The organism is Gammaproteobacteria bacterium (assembly GCA_019748175.1).
Classification (GTDB): Bacteria; Pseudomonadota; Gammaproteobacteria; order JAIEPX01; family JAIEPX01; genus JAIEPX01.
This window is the reverse complement of record JAIEPX010000012.1, coordinates 186,733-206,919: the sequence shown is the minus strand read 5'-3', so window position 1 is coordinate 206,919 and position 20,187 is coordinate 186,733. Positions and strand designations below refer to the sequence as shown.

The 20,187-nt window shown below is 38.1% G+C and carries 12 protein-coding genes; 11 read left to right on the top strand and 1 reads right to left on the bottom strand.

Annotated elements, in window-relative coordinates:
• The first annotated feature begins 242 nt into the window (after positions 1 to 242).
• From K2X50_07075 to K2X50_07025, 11 genes are all read left to right on the top strand, one after another.
• Positions 243 to 10,295, top strand: a complete 10,053-nt coding sequence (locus K2X50_07075; protein MBX9587005.1) for a hypothetical protein — start codon at positions 243 to 245, stop codon at positions 10,293 to 10,295.
• Positions 10,296 to 10,496: 201 nt separating this feature from the next.
• Positions 10,497 to 10,694 (top strand): DUF378 domain-containing protein, encoded by a 198-nt coding sequence (locus tag K2X50_07070; GenBank protein ID MBX9587004.1) that lies wholly within the window; start codon positions 10,497 to 10,499, stop codon positions 10,692 to 10,694.
• A 258-nt stretch (positions 10,695 to 10,952) separates the two neighbouring features.
• The gene (locus K2X50_07065) at positions 10,953 to 11,708 is read left to right on the top strand and encodes a heme ABC transporter permease (GenBank protein MBX9587003.1); all 756 of its coding nucleotides are present in this window, start codon (positions 10,953 to 10,955) and stop codon (positions 11,706 to 11,708) included.
• A 38-nt stretch (positions 11,709 to 11,746) separates the two neighbouring features.
• A complete protein-coding gene (gene ccmD / locus K2X50_07060) occupies positions 11,747 to 11,920 on the top strand; it encodes a heme exporter protein CcmD (GenBank protein ID MBX9587002.1) in 174 nt (57 codons plus the stop codon).
• Positions 11,904 to 12,329 carry a cytochrome c maturation protein CcmE gene (ccmE, locus tag K2X50_07055; protein MBX9587001.1) on the top strand — a complete coding sequence of 142 codons (426 nt, stop codon included), beginning with the start codon at positions 11,904 to 11,906 and terminating at the stop codon, positions 12,327 to 12,329. Before ccmD ends, ccmE begins: the two co-directional genes overlap by 17 nt.
• A complete protein-coding gene (locus K2X50_07050; GenBank protein ID MBX9587000.1) occupies positions 12,326 to 14,257 on the top strand; it encodes a heme lyase CcmF/NrfE family subunit in 1,932 nt (643 codons plus the stop codon). The genes ccmE and K2X50_07050 overlap by 4 nt, the downstream gene beginning before the upstream one ends.
• The gene (locus K2X50_07045) at positions 14,257 to 14,805 is read left to right on the top strand and encodes a DsbE family thiol:disulfide interchange protein (GenBank protein MBX9586999.1); all 549 of its coding nucleotides are present in this window, start codon (positions 14,257 to 14,259) and stop codon (positions 14,803 to 14,805) included. Before K2X50_07050 ends, K2X50_07045 begins: the two co-directional genes overlap by 1 nt.
• A complete protein-coding gene (locus K2X50_07040) occupies positions 14,798 to 15,187 on the top strand; it encodes a cytochrome c-type biogenesis protein CcmH (protein ID MBX9586998.1) in 390 nt (129 codons plus the stop codon). The genes K2X50_07045 and K2X50_07040 overlap by 8 nt, the downstream gene beginning before the upstream one ends.
• Positions 15,184 to 15,867, top strand: a complete 684-nt coding sequence (locus K2X50_07035; GenBank protein MBX9586997.1) for a hypothetical protein — start codon at positions 15,184 to 15,186, stop codon at positions 15,865 to 15,867. Before K2X50_07040 ends, K2X50_07035 begins: the two co-directional genes overlap by 4 nt.
• On the top strand, positions 15,857 to 18,301 hold the full coding sequence (locus K2X50_07030; protein MBX9586996.1) for a hypothetical protein: 2,445 nt from the start codon (positions 15,857 to 15,859) through the stop codon (positions 18,299 to 18,301). The genes K2X50_07035 and K2X50_07030 overlap by 11 nt, the downstream gene beginning before the upstream one ends.
• 67 nt (positions 18,302 to 18,368) lie before the next feature.
• Complete coding sequence (locus tag K2X50_07025; GenBank protein MBX9586995.1) at positions 18,369 to 19,526, top strand: acyl-CoA dehydrogenase family protein; 1,158 nt, start codon at positions 18,369 to 18,371, stop codon at positions 19,524 to 19,526.
• On the opposite strand, the gene K2X50_07020 is transcribed toward K2X50_07025, so the two are convergent.
• Entirely contained in the window at positions 19,519 to 20,184 is a 666-nt protein-coding gene (locus K2X50_07020) for a hypothetical protein (protein ID MBX9586994.1), read from the bottom strand. The genes K2X50_07025 and K2X50_07020 overlap by 8 nt on opposite strands.
• Positions 20,185 to 20,187 lie beyond the last annotated feature (3 nt).

Sequence of the window (20,187 nt, the reverse complement as noted above, 5' to 3'; positions counted from 1 at the left end):
TATTTCTTGCTGCCATGTTAGTTCTTGCAATCACCTTTATCCCCTGGGCAACCGCCGCGGCCGTACGGCTTGGCTTGAGCTGAATAATTTTAAGACCAGGACCTGAGCTTTTTTTTCTAAATCCGCACTACCGAAGGCTGCCCAAACCTTAATGCTTTCTTAAGGTTTGCCTGATAAAATCAATGGTTGATCTTTTTATCATAAATAATCTAAGACCAATAGGTTAGAATGCTGGGTATGCTATGAATGTTTACGAAGAACTACTAAAGCACTTTGATGAGTCCTTACGGAAAAACCAGCGCGTCGTCAATGCGGTGAGCCAAGGGCCTATAGGTCGACCCGATTCACAATTGCTACTGGGCGAAGAGGGTGAAAAAGCTTGGCATGTGACTACGACCCTCAAAGCACCCAAACAAAAATTCGTGATATTCTCAGATCCCTTTGAATTTCGAAAACCTTCAACCTATGAACCTGAGTTATGGGATGAGTTACTTAGACATCACGGTGTTTACCGATGGCTGGGTAGTCGCATTCCTCTTGATGAATTAAATCCCCATACAGATGTAGAGTCTTTCCGGAATGATGCATCAAAAATGCCTTATGAACGAAAAGAACAAATTATAGAATCACTGAGGCAGCAAGGTCATAATCCCGATCATTATCTTATTATTGATACCCACGATTACTACGAATTTTTGGCAGACTTTACATTGATGATGGCTGAAAGGCGTGGTTATTTCAAAGATGGATTTACTCCTCTTTCTTTAGAAGATTCAATTGTCGTTTATATCAAAGACAATTTTATATTTTCTGGATTAAAGAACATTCCTGGGGTCTACAGTCATTTAACAGCATTATTACCAGCGCATATCCGAGAGGTGCTTGAGAGCCTGCCGCTGGCTTCACACAAATATTTTCCGAATGACTCCTTTAATCTCATGTCTGATGATAATCTGAGTTCAGTATTTGCTAAGAATATTGTTTATGAAAATAGATTTCTGTGGCTTGAATCTCATATGGCCGGAAATGCTGGAAGATTCATATTGCCTCGAATGATCATTGAAAGAGTATGTTTGAATAATAATAGTCATACATGGGACTTGTCTGCTATTGAAGGCTGTGTCAGGGTAGAGTTGTATCAGAATGATATAAATCAAAAAGAACTTAACGTAACACTGCCACTTCAAGTATCAGAAGTACATTTACATAGAGTATATATCACTCCAGCATTAAGAAGTGCAATGCCTGATTCTATCGAAGAACTTCATATTGAACTTAATCAGGAACAAAAGCTTGAAGAAGTAGTCGATATAATAAAAAACTTACCCAATTTAAAAAAATTAAGTATCAAACTAGAACAACCTGTGAATAATGCGGATCTGAGTGTCGTACAGATAACGACTTTAAAGATAGAATCGAGCTCTGAGATCCGTTTAAAAGCAATACCTTCAAGTTTAGAGTCATTATCATGTCACTGTAAGTCTTTAAGAATTCCGAACTTAAGTGAACATCAAAGTCTAAAGAGCGTGAAAATCCAGGGTATCACAGAATTTATTGAATACTTGCCAAATTCTATAGAGTTTATTGAAGTTAGAAATCACAGTGATCGTGTTCAGCCAAGAGAGATATCCTTTAAAAAATTTATTAAGCTTAAATTTTTAGCGTTGATAGATTGTCGAACGATTAAGAGCCTAAAAGGTTTATCGAATACTTTAGAGGGTTTATGCGTAATCAAGTGTAACTCCATGGATAGGCTAAGTTTAAAAGGTCTTAACAATTTAAAAATCCTGGATTTGGCTCATTTAGGAAAAGATTTAAGAATTTACAGTGATGATTCACTGTCCTCGGTTCGGTATTTCAGTGCCATTGAGATTCATAGTGCTCAGTCTTTTACGGATGAAGAAATAAGAAAAGCTGGAATTAGTCAGTTATTTCAAAATAAGGAGTTTAAGAAAGTAGAGGATATTGCAAGAACGCTTACTTCTTGTTATCAGATTGTCATGTCAACAGTAAATTCAAACTCAATATCTTTGCCAAGTAAACCTCTTGACGCGATTACATTGAAATCGAAATTAATTACTGATATGTCTGGCCAGGTTATTGAGGCAATTTTAATCGATGAATCAATGCTGATGGATGAAAGCTACTACCCACCATGTGTAGAAACATTAGTTGTTAGAAAAAGCCTGGCGTGGAAATTCGATTTAGATTGTAGAAAGTTTTATCAGCTAGAAGAGTTGATACTAGAAGATGTAAAAGGATTGGTTGTAGTGAAAAACTTACCAAGAAGCCTTAAACGTCTTACTTTCATAAATTGTAAAGATTTGTTAGCTATTGATTTTGAAGGAATAAAACAGTTAGATACTTTGATTCTTAAAAATCTTAATTATGAACTTACTATAGTTAATATTGAAAACATAAAAAGTGTAGGGCATCTTGAGATAGAAAATTCATGCGATAGAACATATGAATTATTGAATTTAATTTCAGGCTTAGAAGAATGTAGAGAATTGATTATTCGAAATGAGAAACGAATAAGCATGATTCAATTGCCAAAACGATGTGCATCTATTTCATTTGAGCACTGTTCTAAAGTAATGGCTCTTGATTTCGAATCTGTTGCACTATTACAGAACCTAAAAATTGAATACTGTCATGAGTTAGCAGCTGTTCGCAATTTGCCTCTAAGCTTAGAAAGTTTGATTATACAATTTAATTATAGTTTCGATAGTCGCAGTCTTCAAAATCTAGCAGATTTACCTCTGCTTACAGAAGCTACCTTGTATTTAAATGGCCCTGAGGTCAGATCAGATTTAGATTTTAATGCAGACCTATCAGATCTTACTAATAAAAAATTAGATAAATTAATCGAAAATAAAAAACTGGAAGTAGAGTCTAATGATGCTAATAATCTTATGGGTGTTATCCCTGACGTTAATAGTTCTGACGGCTCGAGAGACTTGCTATCTGCGACGGTGCTAAAACTAAACGGGTTGTTTCTTCGTGGACAATATTTCGTGCCTAATTTCTCACAGTTTACGGCTTTAAAATCTCTTTCATTAACCGGAATGTGTCTGAAGGACGTTGATAGAATACCAAAACAAATAAAAGCTCTGCGCTTAAAAGAATTTTACCTTCCCTCAAAAGACATTGACTTATCCAGTCTACCTAGATTAAAAAAAATTAAGTTAGTAAAAAATCAATCGAATGTGAGCATAATAGCTAAACCTTCAAATGATTTAGAGGTGGCTATTTCGAATCTTGAGGGCACAGTCAAAATCAATTGTGGAAAATGTCAAAAATTCGATGTCAAGGTTAACCAAGATTTCGTGCTGTTTATGGATTTATCATTGTCGGAAACAGAAATATCAGTGCACTCTGAAGATTCAGTTACAACTATCTCAGGATTACCTTCTGTCGTAAAGAATTTGCTATTCAGCAAAACATTAAGCGGCAATGATCGATATCGTGTCGATTTTAGTGGTGTTTCTAAAGTGGAAGAGCTTTCTATTGGCCCTAATCTATTAAAGAATGTTGTATTTTTAAATGTCTCTAAAGATCTCACTGTCGACGGTTTAGGAATTGTTGATTCGCCTGAGTATAAACATGCGCCCTTAACTGATGAATTTAAGGAATTCATTAGTACTGTGCAGATTCGTTCAATTAAGATCTCTGATTTGAGTTATGTATCTGGATTAAAATTCAATCCTAAAACTGAATTAATTGAGATATCTAAATGTTCAGATATGGATGAAATGAACTTTGAAGGCTGTAACAATCTTCAATCATTAATGATTAAAAAATCAGATTTGAGAGAGGTTCGAGCATTACCGCAATCTCTGACGCAATTAATATTAAGAGAAAATAGTGACTTAACAGAGCCGTCATTAAAGGGGCTCTCAAACTTATTTAAAATTAATTTATTTTCAAATAAATCTGTGGCTGTTCAGCTTATGAAAACTGATAGTGCTGCTAAGGATCCTAGAGCATCTTTTTTAGATCCTAATGATATACATCGTACTTCTCTAAGTATTCATAGTAGAATCTGGGATGGTGATTGGGAAATGCCTGATATTGCTCGATATTCTAAACTGCAAAAGCTTGAAATCAATAGGATGATACTATTTCGTGAACTAGATCATTTGCCGGTTAAAATAACTTCGCTAGTGCTAAATAGTTGTTATTTTAGAGGGGGCTCTCTTGATTTGAGTCGATTTAAAAATTTAGAAACAATAGATTTATCTAACTTGATTAATGTGCATACTATCATAGGATTTCCATCAAAATTAAAAAAACTTGTCATTAAAAACTGTTCTGAACTTTCTTTTTTAGACTTAAAAAATATATCTGAAGTTATGGATTTATCTATAGGATATGCTGATGATCAAATAACAGATGTGCGTTTTAATGCTGATTTATCTGTGGATTCACTTTGGGTAAATCCTATGGCGTGCAAGTCCCTAGCAGGATTGATACGGTCTTTGAATATTTATAAAGTCCATCTCAATGCAATGATAGATGAGCCATTATTGTTGTCAGGGGTTGAAGATAAAATCACGAGCATTAATATAGCCTCTAATAGAGAAGTTAGTGGTGAAATATCTTTCAACGCATTTGCTCTACTAAGACGATTAACAATTTCTCACTCCAATCGTATTACAGCAATCACTGATTTGCCTAGATCAATTAGATCGATAGAACTCATGGGAAATACAAATCTTAAAATGCCTGATTTAGATGAACTTTTAGATACTCTAGAGCATGTAAAAATAGTGAGTTGTGATTTAATAAATGCTGAGTATGCTCGATATCTTTCGCAACGATATCCTGTGCCTGAATATAATGGTCGATCATCATTGCTGTCAAGTTCTGCATCTAGTAGTGCTGCGGACGAACCAATGCAAATTACTTTGGATTCACTTAGAAACGATCGAGATAAAATACAAAATCGAGAAAAAGTAGAAAAGCGACGGGAGTCTTTCCAGGCCTATGTAGATGAAGTACTAAAAGAGAACGAGGAGTATGAAGAAGCCCACTCTTTTGGATCTATGCAGGGTGGGTCAGGAGTGTCTGATAGACACGAATATAATACAATGAAAATAAAGGGTTCCACAGTCTATTCACCCGATTCCAAAACAGGTTTTGTCACGCATTTTCATGATAATAGTCAATACGGTGCGGGTAATGAGCAAGATAATTTTTTAATGGTTTATGATAAACGGGGTTTATTGATTAATAATTATTTCCGTTCGTGTGCTTATAATACCGTAGTATGTGATGTTAAACGCCGTGAGCTTTATTTTTGTTACCAGCCCAAAGAAGCTCGTAGAATTCCTTTGGTTCAATATAAAAATTGTAATCGTTTTGAGAATGACACTCTTCATGATTTAAAACGTTATGTGAATCAACATCCAAAGTGGGCAATGGCTTTCGCAGATTTTGAAATAAAACCCGCTCAAGAGATCACATTGGTTACTACACCCATTTTATATCCTCCTGATCAACTCGTTCTTTTCTGTAATGAGGCAAAGGATTTGGATTTGATATTTGATCCTGTAGAACGTAAGGTGAGTGTTGCATTAAAATCGGGCATGTCAACCAAACATATACAAATAGCCTATCGATTTGATATTCAAGAACATTACTTACTAGAAAATTTTAACGATGACTTGAAGCTATGTCTTTCGCCAAAACCTCTTTTAAAAGATGATTTAATGAGTGAATTAAGAGATGTGATTGAAGGTGTGGATGAATTGCGAGTTTTGAATAGACCCGATGTTGAGTTGCGAGAGAAGTTAGCGTGTTTGTTTGAGTTTTGCAAAAATTTTAATCAAGAAGAGACTCCAGATAATGAGTCCGGTAACACGCTGGATATCCTATTTTCTCAAATAAAAAATTCTAGAGGTGTTTGTAGGCATCGCTCTGAAGTATTTATGCTCTTGTGTCATTATTTGAATATCCCATTTACGATGTTCGCCAACGGAAAGCATATGTTTGGAGAGCTACTATTTTATACTAAATCGGGATTCGTCCGGTACGGTGTGTGTAGTGGCGGTGGAGTGGTTTTGGATTTAGTGAAGAAGTCCGACGCTCTTGAACCTGTAAATCCGTTTATTAAATTGATTTCTGAACGTGAGCAAAATCAGGATTGCCATAATAATGCAGGAAATGTGGCTGCCTCAGAGGCGCCCAAGGATAAAGAGGAGCTTAATGATAATACACTAAGTTCAGCAGTGTTAGCAGAAGCTGCCGAAGCAAGAGCGCGTGAAGAGGAAGCAAAACTTAAAGCAGAAGCAGCCGAGAGAGAACGCCAAGAGGCAGAAAGAAAAGCACAAGAAGAAGCCGAAGCAAGAGCGCGTGAAGAGGAAGCAAAACTTACAGCAGAAACAGCCGAGAGAGAACGCCAAGAGGCAGAAAGAAAAGCACAAGAAGAAGTTGAAGCAAGAGCCCGTGAAGAGGAAGCAAGGCTTAAAGCAGAAGCAGCCCAGAGAGAGCGCCAAGAGGCAGAAAGCAAAGCACAAGAAGAAGCTGAAGCAAGAGCCCGTGAAGAGGAAGAAAGGCTTCAAGCAGTAACAGTCGAGAAAGAACACGAAGAAGTAGAAAGAAAAGCTAGAGAAGAATCAGATGCCAAAGCGCGTGAAAAGGCAGAAAGAAAGCTCAAAGAAGTTGCAGAAGCTGAAGTCAGAAGAATTGCTGAAGAAAAAGCAAGAGAAGCGGCTGATCCATTTCCAGCTGTGAAAATCATAACCTCAATAGTATCTTTACTTTCTAGGGATGCTCCACATGCTCCATTATTACGTTTACCGAATAATTTAGATCCTATTAAAGTATTTGCAGGCATACGGTCTGAAATTTTAAGTTGCCAAAATTTAGATTGGCCTGCCAATATTCTGTACGTTCATAATCCCTCTGATCTCAGACGGTATGTGAAGTCCATTAAAATAGCGGACGGTAATAGAGGTTTTGTAGAAGGGCCATTGAGAGAATTACTCAAAACGGGTGGTATGGTTGTTATTAATTGGACTGATTTTACGAAGCATCAAAAAAAGAGTTATATGTCCATGCTGGAGCCGGGTGGAAATTTAATGGGACATTCTGTCTGTGCTTCTCTCAAAATCATAAGTCTTATTCAGGATAAGTTTAGAACAGGACCTAGGGCTTTTTTCTCACGAACGACACCATTTTTATTAACTCAATCGTATAAACCACAAATAATTTCTCCTGAGCAAAATTCGGCTAGCCAAGATACTATTGTGGTTGATTTATACGAAATGCCCAATTGGCGCGAGCGATTATTTGGAGAAATTTTCGTTGATGCAGATGGCTACCATGTAAGTGAAAATGGTGCATTAAGAAGAGCTGTGAATGAGAAGAAAAATTTACGTCTAGTTAATTGCCCTGATACTCCAAATTTCAATACTTTTTTGAATCGATTACGATCAGAGAGACGAATTTTTGTCAATGCTCAATTTTTTGAACTGCCCGATTCTTGTGTGATTCAAACAGTGAAAAAAGAGCATGCGCTGAAAAATGATAATATCACCGTTAAATCTAGACCAGATGATCAATCACCTTTGGGCATTTTTTGTAACGCTAATAATTTATACGAGTGTTTTCATCGAGAGGTGGTTGATACAGAAAAACGAATGCGTACGGCAACGTTGCCGTGGTTTGCTACAGAAGAAAATCAATTTTATATTACTGAACGCATCACGCGCGAAGAATGGACAGAATTATTAGATCGACATCAAGATTTTCCTCAGCGACCCCTCACGTTTACGTTATTACCGGGTGGTGAAATTGAAGGGGTGGCGATTTACACTGGTGAGCAGAATGCGATTACTGAAACGAGCAGGCTAGTTTTTTCTAACGACCCGGATCTCTACGTCAATCAGTTAAAAGCTGAACTTTTACCCAAAGCCATTATTGTCGATGTAAATCCACAAATGAGTTATCAGGAATTAATGGCCAAGCTCGATGATCGACGTGATGAACAAGGTAAAGTTGAGTTTGAGTACGAGCCTTTTGTCGTGATGAATGATCTGATTAGAGGAAAAACCATTATTTTAAACGGCGCGATGAGCTTATTGCTTTATCAACAACTGTTGCCATTTTTATATCCCGATCTAGCACGATTTAATCAAAATGGAAAATCGGCTGAGCTAAAAGGTCAGTTGATTTGTGTAATGCCTTTGGAATATCAAGACCAATATCTGTATCAGCAAATACAAGTACAGCAGTATCATTTTACTGACTACACCGAATTGTTACCCTTTGAAGATCGTGATTTGGCCAATAAAATTAAATTCCTTTTTGACTGCGCTGGTCGATTAAATCATCGAGGACTGGGTCAACCGCCTGTTCCTGCATTAACATATCGTCGTCTCACATCCATGATTACACGATTAAATGATGAGAGTCTTCAATCAGTTCATCCAGAAAACCCTATCAAAGGATTATTTCATTATGATTATCCGAAAAGTTCGGATAATTTTGCCTTTTTGTCTGTGATCGCGAAAATTTTGTTTGCTCCCAAAAGAAGTGATAAGCAGGTCCATAGTCTGAAATGGTCGCGATTAAGAAAAGCCAAAAAGATCGAGTCAAAAGAAGATTTAGCGAATCATATTTGGAAAGCGTTGAATTGTTGTTATGGTCAAACTCTTCGAGAGTTACTCGGGGATTCTTTAGAAAAAAGTGTTCAATACAAAACCGGAAAACCACACTTAAACGATAGTGTACTTATCGAAAAAGTATTTAACTTGCTACAAAGTCCGATCGCCAAAGAGAACGTTGAATCTCTTGCTAATGAGCATAAACCAACACAGCAATTGCAGACTTTATTTTATAATCCAAATACGCGTGCGATTTTCTTAAAAAGCACACCAGGGACGGGTAAATCGTATCAAACACGGCAATTGCGTGCACAATTGCCTGATGGGCATTATTTTAAAGGTCTTATTCAGCTGGAGGCTTGTTTATCGGCAATACCCGTGAATGATAAACCCATTGTAAATAATCCCGATGAAGTGAATATGGAAGAGCCAGGTACTTTGGATGTGTTTAAAGGATTCCTGCGAGGTACCGGGCCAGGGCACTATCGAGGCAAATATTATAAGAGTACACCACAGTTTAAAGTCGTTGGTAGTGGAAACCCTGAAACGTATGCGAATCGTTTTTTCCATGCCTTTATTCAAGAATATGCTGAAACTGTTTTATTTGAGATGCCTCATGAAGAATGGTTGAGAAAAAATATTATTGATACTGAATTGTTGGAACTTAATTTGATGCAAGATGCGGCGAATCACGTCGCTGAAAAATTACTGTGGTCATTTTATCATGTTAAAAATTATGAACCCCATTGTGAGATTTCACTGCGCGATTTAAGATCTTTAGTGCAACGTTTTATTGTTGCTTATAAAGCCAATGGAAATATTCTTGAATCAGTGAAACGAGCCCAATGGCATGAATTTGGTTTAATGATTCGCGACTTACAACAACGAGAAGCCTATCAAAAGGCAGTTGAATGGAAAAATCAAAACGAACAATTGCAGATTAAAGAAGTAGGAAATTTATTTATTCCTTCAACGAAATTGCCATTAGTTGAAATTATAGAAGAAGATCTTGCGGTTTGTGCACTTGCGGCAAAGAAAAAGTGTACTTATCGTCGAGGAATACTACTTGAAGGGCCTTCAGGTATTGGTAAATCGAGTTTATATAAAGCTTTGTTAGAACAGCAAGGCTTTGGCAAAGATCATGCTGATCCTCAAAAACGTTATTATGAAATCTCCTTGGATGAAGGTGATGAAGCCGCGCGCTTAGTGATCAGAGCGTTATGTGATGGATCGAAAATTATTTTAGATGAAATTGATACGCGCATAGAAAAATTGCTGATTGCGTTGATGGAAGGCGAATTGCCGGAAGATCCTGACCTGGTTGCATTAATACATGAAGTCGTAGGAGAGCAGTTTGAGGTAAATCCCAGCGGTTTTGTGATGGCTTCGCAAAATCCAGGGGAAGTTATCTCGTTGGCGTTGATGAATCGATTTCATTATATCCAAGCATGTGATTACACCAATGAAGAATGGATGGCGATCTTGAAAGAAGCCCGAATTCAAAAACCAGAGTATGTGTTGGAGAAATTCAATGAAGCCTGTAAACGAGATCCGACTAATTATAATCCTAGAAAGATGTTTGAATGGATGAGAAAAGAAATTGATAAGGCACCTCAAGAATCTAAAGTTTCAGATTCTCAGCAGACTCAAGTTAGTGGGATAACTCCTGATTTATTGCACTGAAGTAACACTGTTTTTCACTGCATAAGTTGCGTTGAGCCCTGAGCAATCACCTTCGACTCTACTCACAAAATTTAATAATAAATTGGCAATTTTATACGCTCAAATTAAGCATTTAACACAATTAAATCACCATTTATCGACTTGTAAATCCTCTAAAATGTACTAAAATTAGAATAGGTGGTGTTGTATATGCGTAGCGTCATGAGTATAGTCAATACGATTGCGGTGGTCTTGGTAGTTGTAGGTGCCCTTAATTGGGGTCTTGTCGGGGCTTTTCAATATAATCTCGTCGAGGTTTTATTTGGAGCCGGCATGATTACGAAAGGAGTCTACATTGCCGTGGGCGTGGCTGCAGTTGTTTTGATCGTTCAGAAGTTCTTTATGAAACACACGGAATGAGTTTCATTATGAGATATAGGGAGTGTATAAGGAAAGACGATTAACAGAGTATGGAAATGCTGGAGGGGCTCCGATCTGCTCGACGGAGCCCCTTTTTTATGGGGTCCGGTCTAACATTGAACCTAGGTTCTGCACCTTAGGACCTCTCGCTACGATCTCAACTGCAGAATCTAGGTTGATACCGGCTCGAAGTTCATTTTGACCCGCCCCCATCTTGCTTACCCTACCCCCTTACCTCTAGGGCTAATTTATGGCAAAATCAATGCTTTCACGGCCTTAGAAGAGAAAAGTTTGAAGCAATTAGCGTCTCCCCGAGAGTTTTACCGAATCAGTGGATACTGCCTGCCTTGGCTGTGGATAATTTTTGCTGCGGCATTTATTTTCGGAGTATTCGATGGCCTCTGGTTAGCGCCAGGGGATTATCAGCAAGGTCACGGCTATAGGATCATGTTTGTGCATGTACCAGCGGCGATGTTGTCATTAGGCGTTTATTGTTTGATGGCAGGGAATGCCCTGGTTTATTTAGTTTGGAAGATTAAATTAGCTGATGTAATCGCTGCGGTGAGTGCACCGTTGGGTGCATTATTTACTGCATTAGCATTACTAACGGGTGCGCTATGGGGTAAACCCATGTGGGGTACGTGGTGGATTTGGGACGCGCGTTTAACATCCGAATTAATTTTACTCTTTCTGTATTTTGGTGTTATAGGTTTACGTTCAGCGATTCCCGATCAAGATCGGGCATCAAAAGCGACGAGCATTCTTTTATTAGTCGGTGTAATCGATTTACCGATCATTCATTATTCAGTGTATTGGTGGAATACGTTACATCAACAATCAACGTTGTTAAAACTGGGATCTCCGTCAATCGCACCTAGCATGTTATATCCGTTGTTAGCAATGATTATTGCTTTTAGTTCGTATTTTGCAGCGGTATTGTTGATGAGTGTACGAAATGAATTACTTAGACGTGAACGTCACACTCATTGGGTTGGACAGGTACTTAAAGGTTAAAGAGTAGTGTTAAAGAAAATAATTTTGGAGTATTAGAAATGTCATCTTCATTTCAATCATGGTATGAATTTCTCACAATGGGTGGTCACGGAGTTTACGTGTGGAGCGCTTATGGTGCTTTGTTCGTGAGTTTTATAGCAGGTGTTTTAGTAACGCGAAGACAGCGAAAATTATTAATAAAGAGTTTTTTGAATAATGAAACCGCAGCGTAAACGTCGGCTAATTACAGTGGGAATTATGCTTTTTGGACTCTCATTGGCAGCAGGATTAGTATTGTATGCGTTACGATCTAATATCAATTTATATTTTACACCCAGTCAAGTTGATCCTGTCGCAATGCAAAATTTACCTCAATTTCGGATGGGCGGTATGGTAGAAAAAGGGACAGTAAGTCATGATAAAACAGGATTAGGCGTGCATTTTCGATTAACAGATTATTCTAAAGCAGTTTGGGTGCATTATGATGGAATTTTGCCTGCGTTATTTCGCGAAGGCCAGGGATTAGTGGTGCAGGGGCATATGAATGCTTCTGGAGATTTTATTGCTAATCAGGTTCTCGCAAAACACGATGAAAATTATAGACCCCCTGCAATTAAAAAAATGAGTGAAGGCAAAATATGATTCCAGAAATCGGACATTTTTCACTTATTCTGGCTTTGGTTGTGGCAATTATCCAAGTAGTTGTACCGGGTTCGGGGCTGATTTTTCAGCGTGAAGATTTATTGAGCGTTGCTCGTCGAACGGCCTATGCTCAATGTTTATTTGTTGTAATCAGTTTTGCAACATTAGCGACTAGTTTTTTACTCAATGATTTTAGTGTCGCTTATGTTGCGCAGAATTCAAACAGTAAATTGCCACACATTTATCAATTTTGTGCAGTGTGGGGCAGTCACGAAGGTTCTTTATTATTGTGGGTAACGTTATTAGGTGCATGGACAGCCGCAGTAGCATTTTTTAGTCGATCATTGCCTCTCGATTTTTTAGCGCGTGTATTAATTGTTTTAGCTTTAGTGGCCATTGGGTTTTATTTGCTGATATTAATGACATCAAATCCATTTGAGCGTCTATTACCGATTCCCCCCACGGATGGTCGTGATCTTAATTCATTATTACAAGATCCGGGTTTAGTTTCTCATCCTCCACTATTGTATTTAGGTTATGTGGGATTTTCAGTCGCATTCGCGTTTTCCATTGCAGCATTGTGGCGTGGAGGACTTGATGCGGATTGGGCAGCGTGGACTAGACCGTGGACATTATTAGCCTGGAGTTTTTTAACAATAGGCGTCACTTTAGGCAGTGCGTGGGCCTATCGAGTATTAGGGTGGGGTGGCTTTTGGTTTTGGGATCCCGTCGAAAATGCTTCGATCATGCCGTGGATCGCTGGAACAGCCTTAATTCATTCTTTGATGGTGTCAGCACGACGAAATACGTTTAAAGCGTGGACGGCGTTGTTAGCAATTGCTGCATTTTCTTTCAGTTTAATTGGAACATTTTTAGTGCGGTCAGGTGTTTTGATTTCTGTTCATGCGTTTGCCGTTGATAGTGCACGTGGAAGTTTTATTTTATTATTTTTAGCAGTCGTCATTGGAGGCTCATTATTATTGTATGCATGGCGCGGGCAAGCGATTCGAAATGAAGGGACTTTTACCTTATGGTCACGTGAAACCTTAATTTTGTCAGGCAATATTTTACTCACTTCAATCGTCCTGACAGTGTTATTAGGAACCGTTTATCCACTCATCATTGATGCGTTGGGTTTAGGAAAATTATCCGTTGGTCCTCCGTATTTTAATACTGTTTTATGGCCAATGTTGATACCACTTCTTTTTCTCGTTGGAATTGGGCCTCTTTTTCATTGGCAACAAAATGACATGAATCTGCTGTGGAAACGTTTGCGCTGGACATTTTTACTATCGCTTTCACTCGGTATTTTATTACCCAAGTTGATAACTGGACAGTGGTCATTGACAGTGGTCATTGGAGTGAGTGCGGCGCTGTGGATAATGTTGGCGACTCTACAAGGTTGGAGTGTCCGTAATGCAATAGGTGGTCGAACTATACGTAAATTAACGCCCGGTTATTTAGGTATGACATTGGCTCATCTGGGAGTTGCCGTGACAGTGCTTGGCATTATTTTAAGTACAGCCTATGGTGAGCAGAGAGAAGTGCGTTTGAAAGAAAAAGAAAATACGACGCTGAGCGGATACCAATTTATTTTTGATAGCATTCAGCAATATTCCGGTCCCAATTTTGAAGCGACTCAGGGAAATATCACAATAAAACAGTTAGATAAAAAAATCATTAGTTTAAAACCGGAAGTTCGTTATTACCCTGTGCAGGATAATGCTCAACCCAAAAGCGCCATTTGCGCAACTTTCTGGCGTGATATTTACGTTGTTTTGGGACGACCTTTAGATAAAGAGAGTTGGTCATTCCGATTTTATGTGAAACCTTTTGTTCGATGGATTTGGGCGGGTGGGGCCATGATGATGTTGGGTGGGCTTTTTGCAGCGTATGCTCGCGCACGTGTTTTGAGGAAACCACAATGATCACCTTATTCAGAATCACTCGTTTCGCAATACCATTGTTAGTGTTTATGATATTAGTACTGTTTTTTTGGAAAGGTCTCGGTGCTGATCCTCGAAAAATACCTTCGGCTCTGATTAATCAAGCTATGCCCGAATTTTCTTTGCCATCGTTAGAAAATTCTTCTGAAAAAATAAACAAATCTTTGTTTAAAGGACAGCTCTCTATTTTACACGTATGGGCAACGTGGTGTAGTACCTGTAAAAGTGAACATCCATTTTGGGTCGATATCGCAAGAAATGAAAAAATTCCGGTATATGGATTGCTCTATAAAGATGCACAGTATTCAGCTCAGGCATGGTTAAAAGCGCATCAAAACCCGTATAAAAAAATTATTGAAGATGATTCTGGGCGTTTGGCCATGGATTTAGGTGTTTACGGCACACCTGAAACTTTTTTGATCGATGCCGATGGCATTATTCGCTATAAGATATCGGGTCCAGTTAATGAGCGCGTATGGTCGCAAGAAATCGTTCCTCGGATAACATTATTGAGAAAAAATCGTGATTAAGAATCTGTTGTTGCCATTATTTTTAATTATCTGGATTTTACCTGTCATTGCAGGCGATGATCTTTATCCTTTTGCATCAACTATTCAAAAAAATCAATTTACAAAATTGACTCAGGAAGTTCGCTGTTTAGTCTGTCAAAATCAAGCCATTTCGGATTCCAATGCACCGTTTGCTGCTGATTTACGCTCAGAAATCTATCGCTTAATTATTCAAAATAAAACGAATGAGGAAATTAAACAACATTTGACTCAGCGTTATGGTGAATATGTACTTTTAGAGCCCTCCGTGGCAAAGCAAACGTGGATACTCTGGGCAAGTCCAATAATTCTCTTAATTGTTGGAATGATAGTATTGTCTAGCACAGTGAGAAAAAGTAAATGATATTTTGGATTGGCATAATTTTTTTAATCACTACAGCGTTTGGAATTATTCTTTGGCCTTTTTCACGAACTTTATTTTCATCAAAAAACTTTTTAATCCTTATAGGTATCGTAGTGTTTATCCCAGCTTTGTCGGGACTATTGTATTACTTTTGGGGTGGATATGACCGAGTTCAACAAGCGGCTTTAGTACAATCACGAATGGCTGAGATGGGTGATGATATAAAAGGCAAGGCATCTCGCGAAAAATTGATTCATGAGTTTGAGGCGCATCTCGAACAGAACCCTCAGAGCGCAAAAGGGTGGTATTTAGTCGGGAAATTATATTTGCACGATCAGCGTACAGAAGAGGCTGTTAAAGCTCTTCAAAAGTCCTACAAGCTTAATCGTGTGGATGTGGATACCCTCCTGGCATTGGCTCAGGCCTTGTTTATACAGCATCACAATAGCTTGAATCCGGAGGCACATGCCCTATTGCTAGAAGTCCTGAAAAAGGCTCCTGAGTCACCCGTTGCATTGACTCTATTAGGTACTGACGCGTATAATAAGCATCAATATAATCAAGCACTTAGCTATTTTGAGAAGCTCTTGCCATACTACTCACCTGAAAGTGAGGATGGTGCAAAGCTGCTCGAAATAATAGCTCAAGCTCAGAAGGTAGTAAAAGAGAATGCAAGGTAAACAAAGCGAATCAGAACAACACAATTCCTCATCTTTAGCAGAGTTAAATCGCTTTGAAGAGAAGGTCAGAAATGCAGTTTTCAAAGATATAAAAGAATTTAAACAATTACTGTATCACTGTTTACATTTTGAGCTCACTGCAAATCAGACAAGTCGAATGCTTGTCGTGTGCAGATCATACGAACGAATGCATATAAAAGTACCTTTGCGACTCTGTAGAAATAGGAAAGAGATTGCAGTCCCACAAACTTATACTGGTACTTTAGGAGAAACAGCTAAAGTAGCAACGTTATTAGGTGTCGTTCAATATTTAGGTGCTGGTATACAACAGGATGATGCACGGGCAAAGCATTATTTTGAACTTGCAGTTTCATTGAGTCAAAAAGATGCATGGCTTTTTCTTGGAATTATGGCGCGTAAAGGGCACGGACAGCACGAAGGTAAGCCTAATTTTTCTTTTGCTTGGGACTGTTTTGAAAAAGCGTTAATTGATGATTACAACCCTGAGGCACACTTTCAACAAGTTGAAATGTTTTTAAATAATGAAGTGAGTAAAGCTCGATTAAAGAGTACAAGACATTCTGGTTATTCTGCTGTTAAAGGGATACTTCTAAAAGGCTTTGAAGAGAGCGATAGTTTGGGTATTAATTTAGGTCTTAAAAGACAGATAGATATTAAAAAATTGATCACTGCGATAGAGCTACTTGAAGCTGAGTTAAATTCGAATAATGGTGAAGATGATAGCGCAACTAAAAGCCTATTTGATAATAAATACCAAGAAGTCAAAACAACACAGATCAAGATAGACGTAAAGGGTGTTGCAGTTCTAGGAGATCCATTTGGGTTGGTCAATGTTGCAGAAAAAAGAATTAAAGCGCTCGCACCTGACAATGACAACATCAAAATAGCTGCTCAATTATTACATAGAGCTTATTTGACCTGTCATAGACTTCGTAAAGAACATTTATGTGATGTTATAAAAGCACAATTTTACAATTTAATGTCTAATTCAGCAATCCAAAAAAATGATCACTATGGATTTATTTTATATTACTATGGCGTTGCTATCAGTCCTGATTTTTTGAAAGAGCAGAGCGCAGAAATAGGATTTGATGCTCTAATTCGTTTCTATCTTCTTCATGATCATTTCACAGCGCGCCGAGTTAGAATGCAATGGGTTTTATCCCTGGTTGATTCGAAAATTCCAGAACAATTTTCATTGTTAGGAAAATCGTTAAGAAGAAGAGAAGAATTAAAATGCTTTTTATATGAGTTGGGAAAACTGGCCATAGAAGCAATGGATGATTCTTTAGAGCTAGCAGATCAACTTGAAGGGTCAGAGAAAGATAAAGTTATTGTTGAGGCAAAAAGTTTTTGGCAGTTTGCAGATGACATACGAGTTGAGCTTCAATTGGGTGAGTCTCAAGCCCCAAAGAAACAAGGAAGTTCTGCTGAAAAAGATAAGAAAGATCAGGTCAGTGATCAAATAGGCCCGTTCCATTCTCAAAAATTGTTATTGTACTACCGCGGAATATTACAACCTCGAATTAATAGTTTGCTACAGAGGATAATTAACGCGCCAGTGTGCTATAGTGGGTTTTCAACGGTTCTTCAATTTTTTATGGGTTCAGTTAGTGGAAGTCATCAGCTCGAATTACCTCAAAATGCAGAGTTAGCCTATTATTTGTACAGGACTCTGCAACAATGCGAGTTATTTCACATAATACAAGAAAAACAAACCGTAAGCGGTTATCAACGACAAAAATTAATATATTATTTGGTGGTCTTGAGCGCTGTTCCAGATGAAGCAAGAAATGAATCTATACAGAGTGAAATTACATCATTATGTAATGACATAAATTCGGTTTCATTACAACCGTATTCAGTGTTCACTATTCTTAAAGGTGTTTTAAATTGTCGAGATGATTTTTTAAAAAAGCTTCAAGAGTTTTATGATTTTTGTAGGCTTAAAGAATACTCTTACGCACACTCGCTTGTTCAGCAGTCTGATCAATTTATTATATTTCGCGAAAATAGACTTTTCATCGATGCAATCTCAAACGCTATCAAAGAATTTGAATCTTTTGAAAATCAACCGAGTCAAATCAACTTTTTCTCATCAACATACGGGTTGGACAGCGAATACGCAGATGAAGTGAGCAAAGCAAAAGATCTTTTGAGACGATGCGAGCTGAGTATTTTCAGCAAAGTAAGAATGGCTCGTGAAATTTTTGAATTTATCGATAAAAGACCTGCAAATGTCTTTTCAGCAAAATTTCTTGAAATTTTCATTGGTATACTAGTCACTCAGTTGAACTATCCTGTGAAACTGAAGTCTTTAACTCTCGATAATGCCCTTAGTGTCTTCCGTTCACTGTTTGAGGCAGACCAATTACCTAGTGATATTAATAGCGTGAGTGATTTTTCTTTGTGAAGGATTTTGGGTGTTGGAGAGCACTGTGCTATTATATTACTGTTAACTTAGTGAGGGATAACTGTTAATGAAAGATATCTTAATGCTCGATACATTATTTTCAAGCGAAGAACTCATGATTCGTGATGCCGTTCGTCGTTTTGTGACCGAAGTTGCGGAACCATTGTTAGCGCCTGCCAATGAATCTGCGCATTTTCCTCACGAATTGATCGCTAAAATGGCAGCTCTTGGAATCTTTGGGATGCGACTACCGGAATCGGTTGGTGGCTCTAACGCAAGCGCTTATAGTTATGGTTTAGTTTGTCAGGAACTAGAGCGGGGGGATAGCGCACTGCGAAGTTTTGCTTCAGTACAAAGTTCCTTATGTATGTATCCTATTTATCGCTTTGGATCAGAAGAACAGCAGCAAAAATGGCTGCCGTGTATGGCCAAAGGTGAGGTGATTGGCTGTTTTGGACTTACAGAGCCTGATTCGGGTTCTGATCCTAGCAGTATGAAAACCCATGCAAAACGATCAAATAATGGTTGGGTATTAAACGGATCCAAAATGTGGATCACGAATGCGCCTCTAGCGCACTTAGCATTAATTTGGGCACATACCTCTGATGGAATTCGAGGATTTTTAGTTGAAACCGATCGTGAAGGTATTGCTTGTTCTGAGATGAAGCATAAATTTTCTTTGCGAGCTTCCAGTACCGGTGAAATTAGTTTGAATGATTGCTGGATTCCGGAAGAAAATATGTTGCCGGGTACAGAAAAAGGATTGAGTTGTGCTTTAAGCTGTCTCAACCAAGCGAGATTTGGAATTTCATGGGGAGTCATTGGAGCTGCAGAAAGTTGTTTCGACACCGCAAGCAATTATTTAGCCGAGCGAAATCAATTTGCCAAACCTTTAGCCTCATATCAATTAATTCAAAAAGATTTAGTTGATATATATAACGAAATAATTAAAGCAAAATGTTTAAATATTCAATTGGGTCGTTTAATGAATGTCGGCGAAGCAACGCCAGAAATGATTTCACTTGCGAAAATGAATAATTGTCGTGAAGCACTTCGAATTGCGAGAATGGCCCGCAATTTAATGGGCGCCAATGGAATTAGTACTGAATATCCTGTGATGCGCCATGTTGTCAATCTAGAATCGGTATTTACCTATGAAGGTACGGATAATATACATCATTTAATTCTAGGTAAATATTTGACGGGGATCGATGCATTTAGTTAGGCGCGACGCCATCATCAAGTAATTGAATTTTCATTACATTTTCTTTTGTCACCAAAGTTGCTTTAGAGCCGAACAAGGCATACATAAATATGGCGATATTATCTCCTGTCACTGAATGTAACTTCTGTGGAAGATGGTAAGGCCATACTCTATTCAATGCATGCGTTAAGATTATGGAGTAGATGTCTTGAGAAATGTATTCAGGTACCTTGCCCTGTGCGACGATAATTTTAATAAATTCAAGAGTAGGGCCAGTATTAATAAATTGCACTCTATATATAAGTTCCGAAGTCCAGCTCCGAACAAAATAAAACCAGTTATCATAGGCATAGATATCCCATTTCACTTCCATAACGGGCGATTTATAGACAATGCCTTCTAATTTATCGCCATTATGAGGAATTGTGAAACGTGTATGGATGTCCATTGGGTTTTGTGGCATTTTTCCTACAAATTCCAGACCGTTAGATCCTCGAGATTGAGTATACTTTAAAGCTATTGATCGGTCTTTTGTTGTTGAGATCATATTCTGAGTAAACGCTCGAATATCCATTATTGGAGCATTAAATGGGTTGTTATCTCCTACCGGTATCCAAATGTAAGGATCACTTGTAGCGTCTTTACTTTCATTAGATTGCTTTGGATTAAATGGCCACATTTC

Coding starts and splice junctions, on each gene's coding strand:
- K2X50_07075 (MBX9587005.1), top strand. CDS start 243: ATGAATGTTTACGAAGAACTACTAAAGCACTTTGATGAGTCCTTACGG.
- K2X50_07070 (MBX9587004.1), top strand. CDS start 10,497: ATGAGTATAGTCAATACGATTGCGGTGGTCTTGGTAGTTGTAGGTGCC.
- ccmD (MBX9587002.1), top strand. CDS start 11,747: ATGTCATCTTCATTTCAATCATGGTATGAATTTCTCACAATGGGTGGT.
- ccmE (MBX9587001.1), top strand. CDS start 11,904: ATGAAACCGCAGCGTAAACGTCGGCTAATTACAGTGGGAATTATGCTT.
- K2X50_07050 (MBX9587000.1), top strand. CDS start 12,326: ATGATTCCAGAAATCGGACATTTTTCACTTATTCTGGCTTTGGTTGTG.
- K2X50_07035 (MBX9586997.1), top strand. CDS start 15,184: ATGATATTTTGGATTGGCATAATTTTTTTAATCACTACAGCGTTTGGA.
- K2X50_07030 (MBX9586996.1), top strand. CDS start 15,857: ATGCAAGGTAAACAAAGCGAATCAGAACAACACAATTCCTCATCTTTA.
- K2X50_07025 (MBX9586995.1), top strand. CDS start 18,369: ATGAAAGATATCTTAATGCTCGATACATTATTTTCAAGCGAAGAACTC.
- K2X50_07020 (MBX9586994.1), bottom strand. CDS start 20,184: ATGTGGCCATTTAATCCAAAGCAATCTAATGAAAGTAAAGACGCTACA.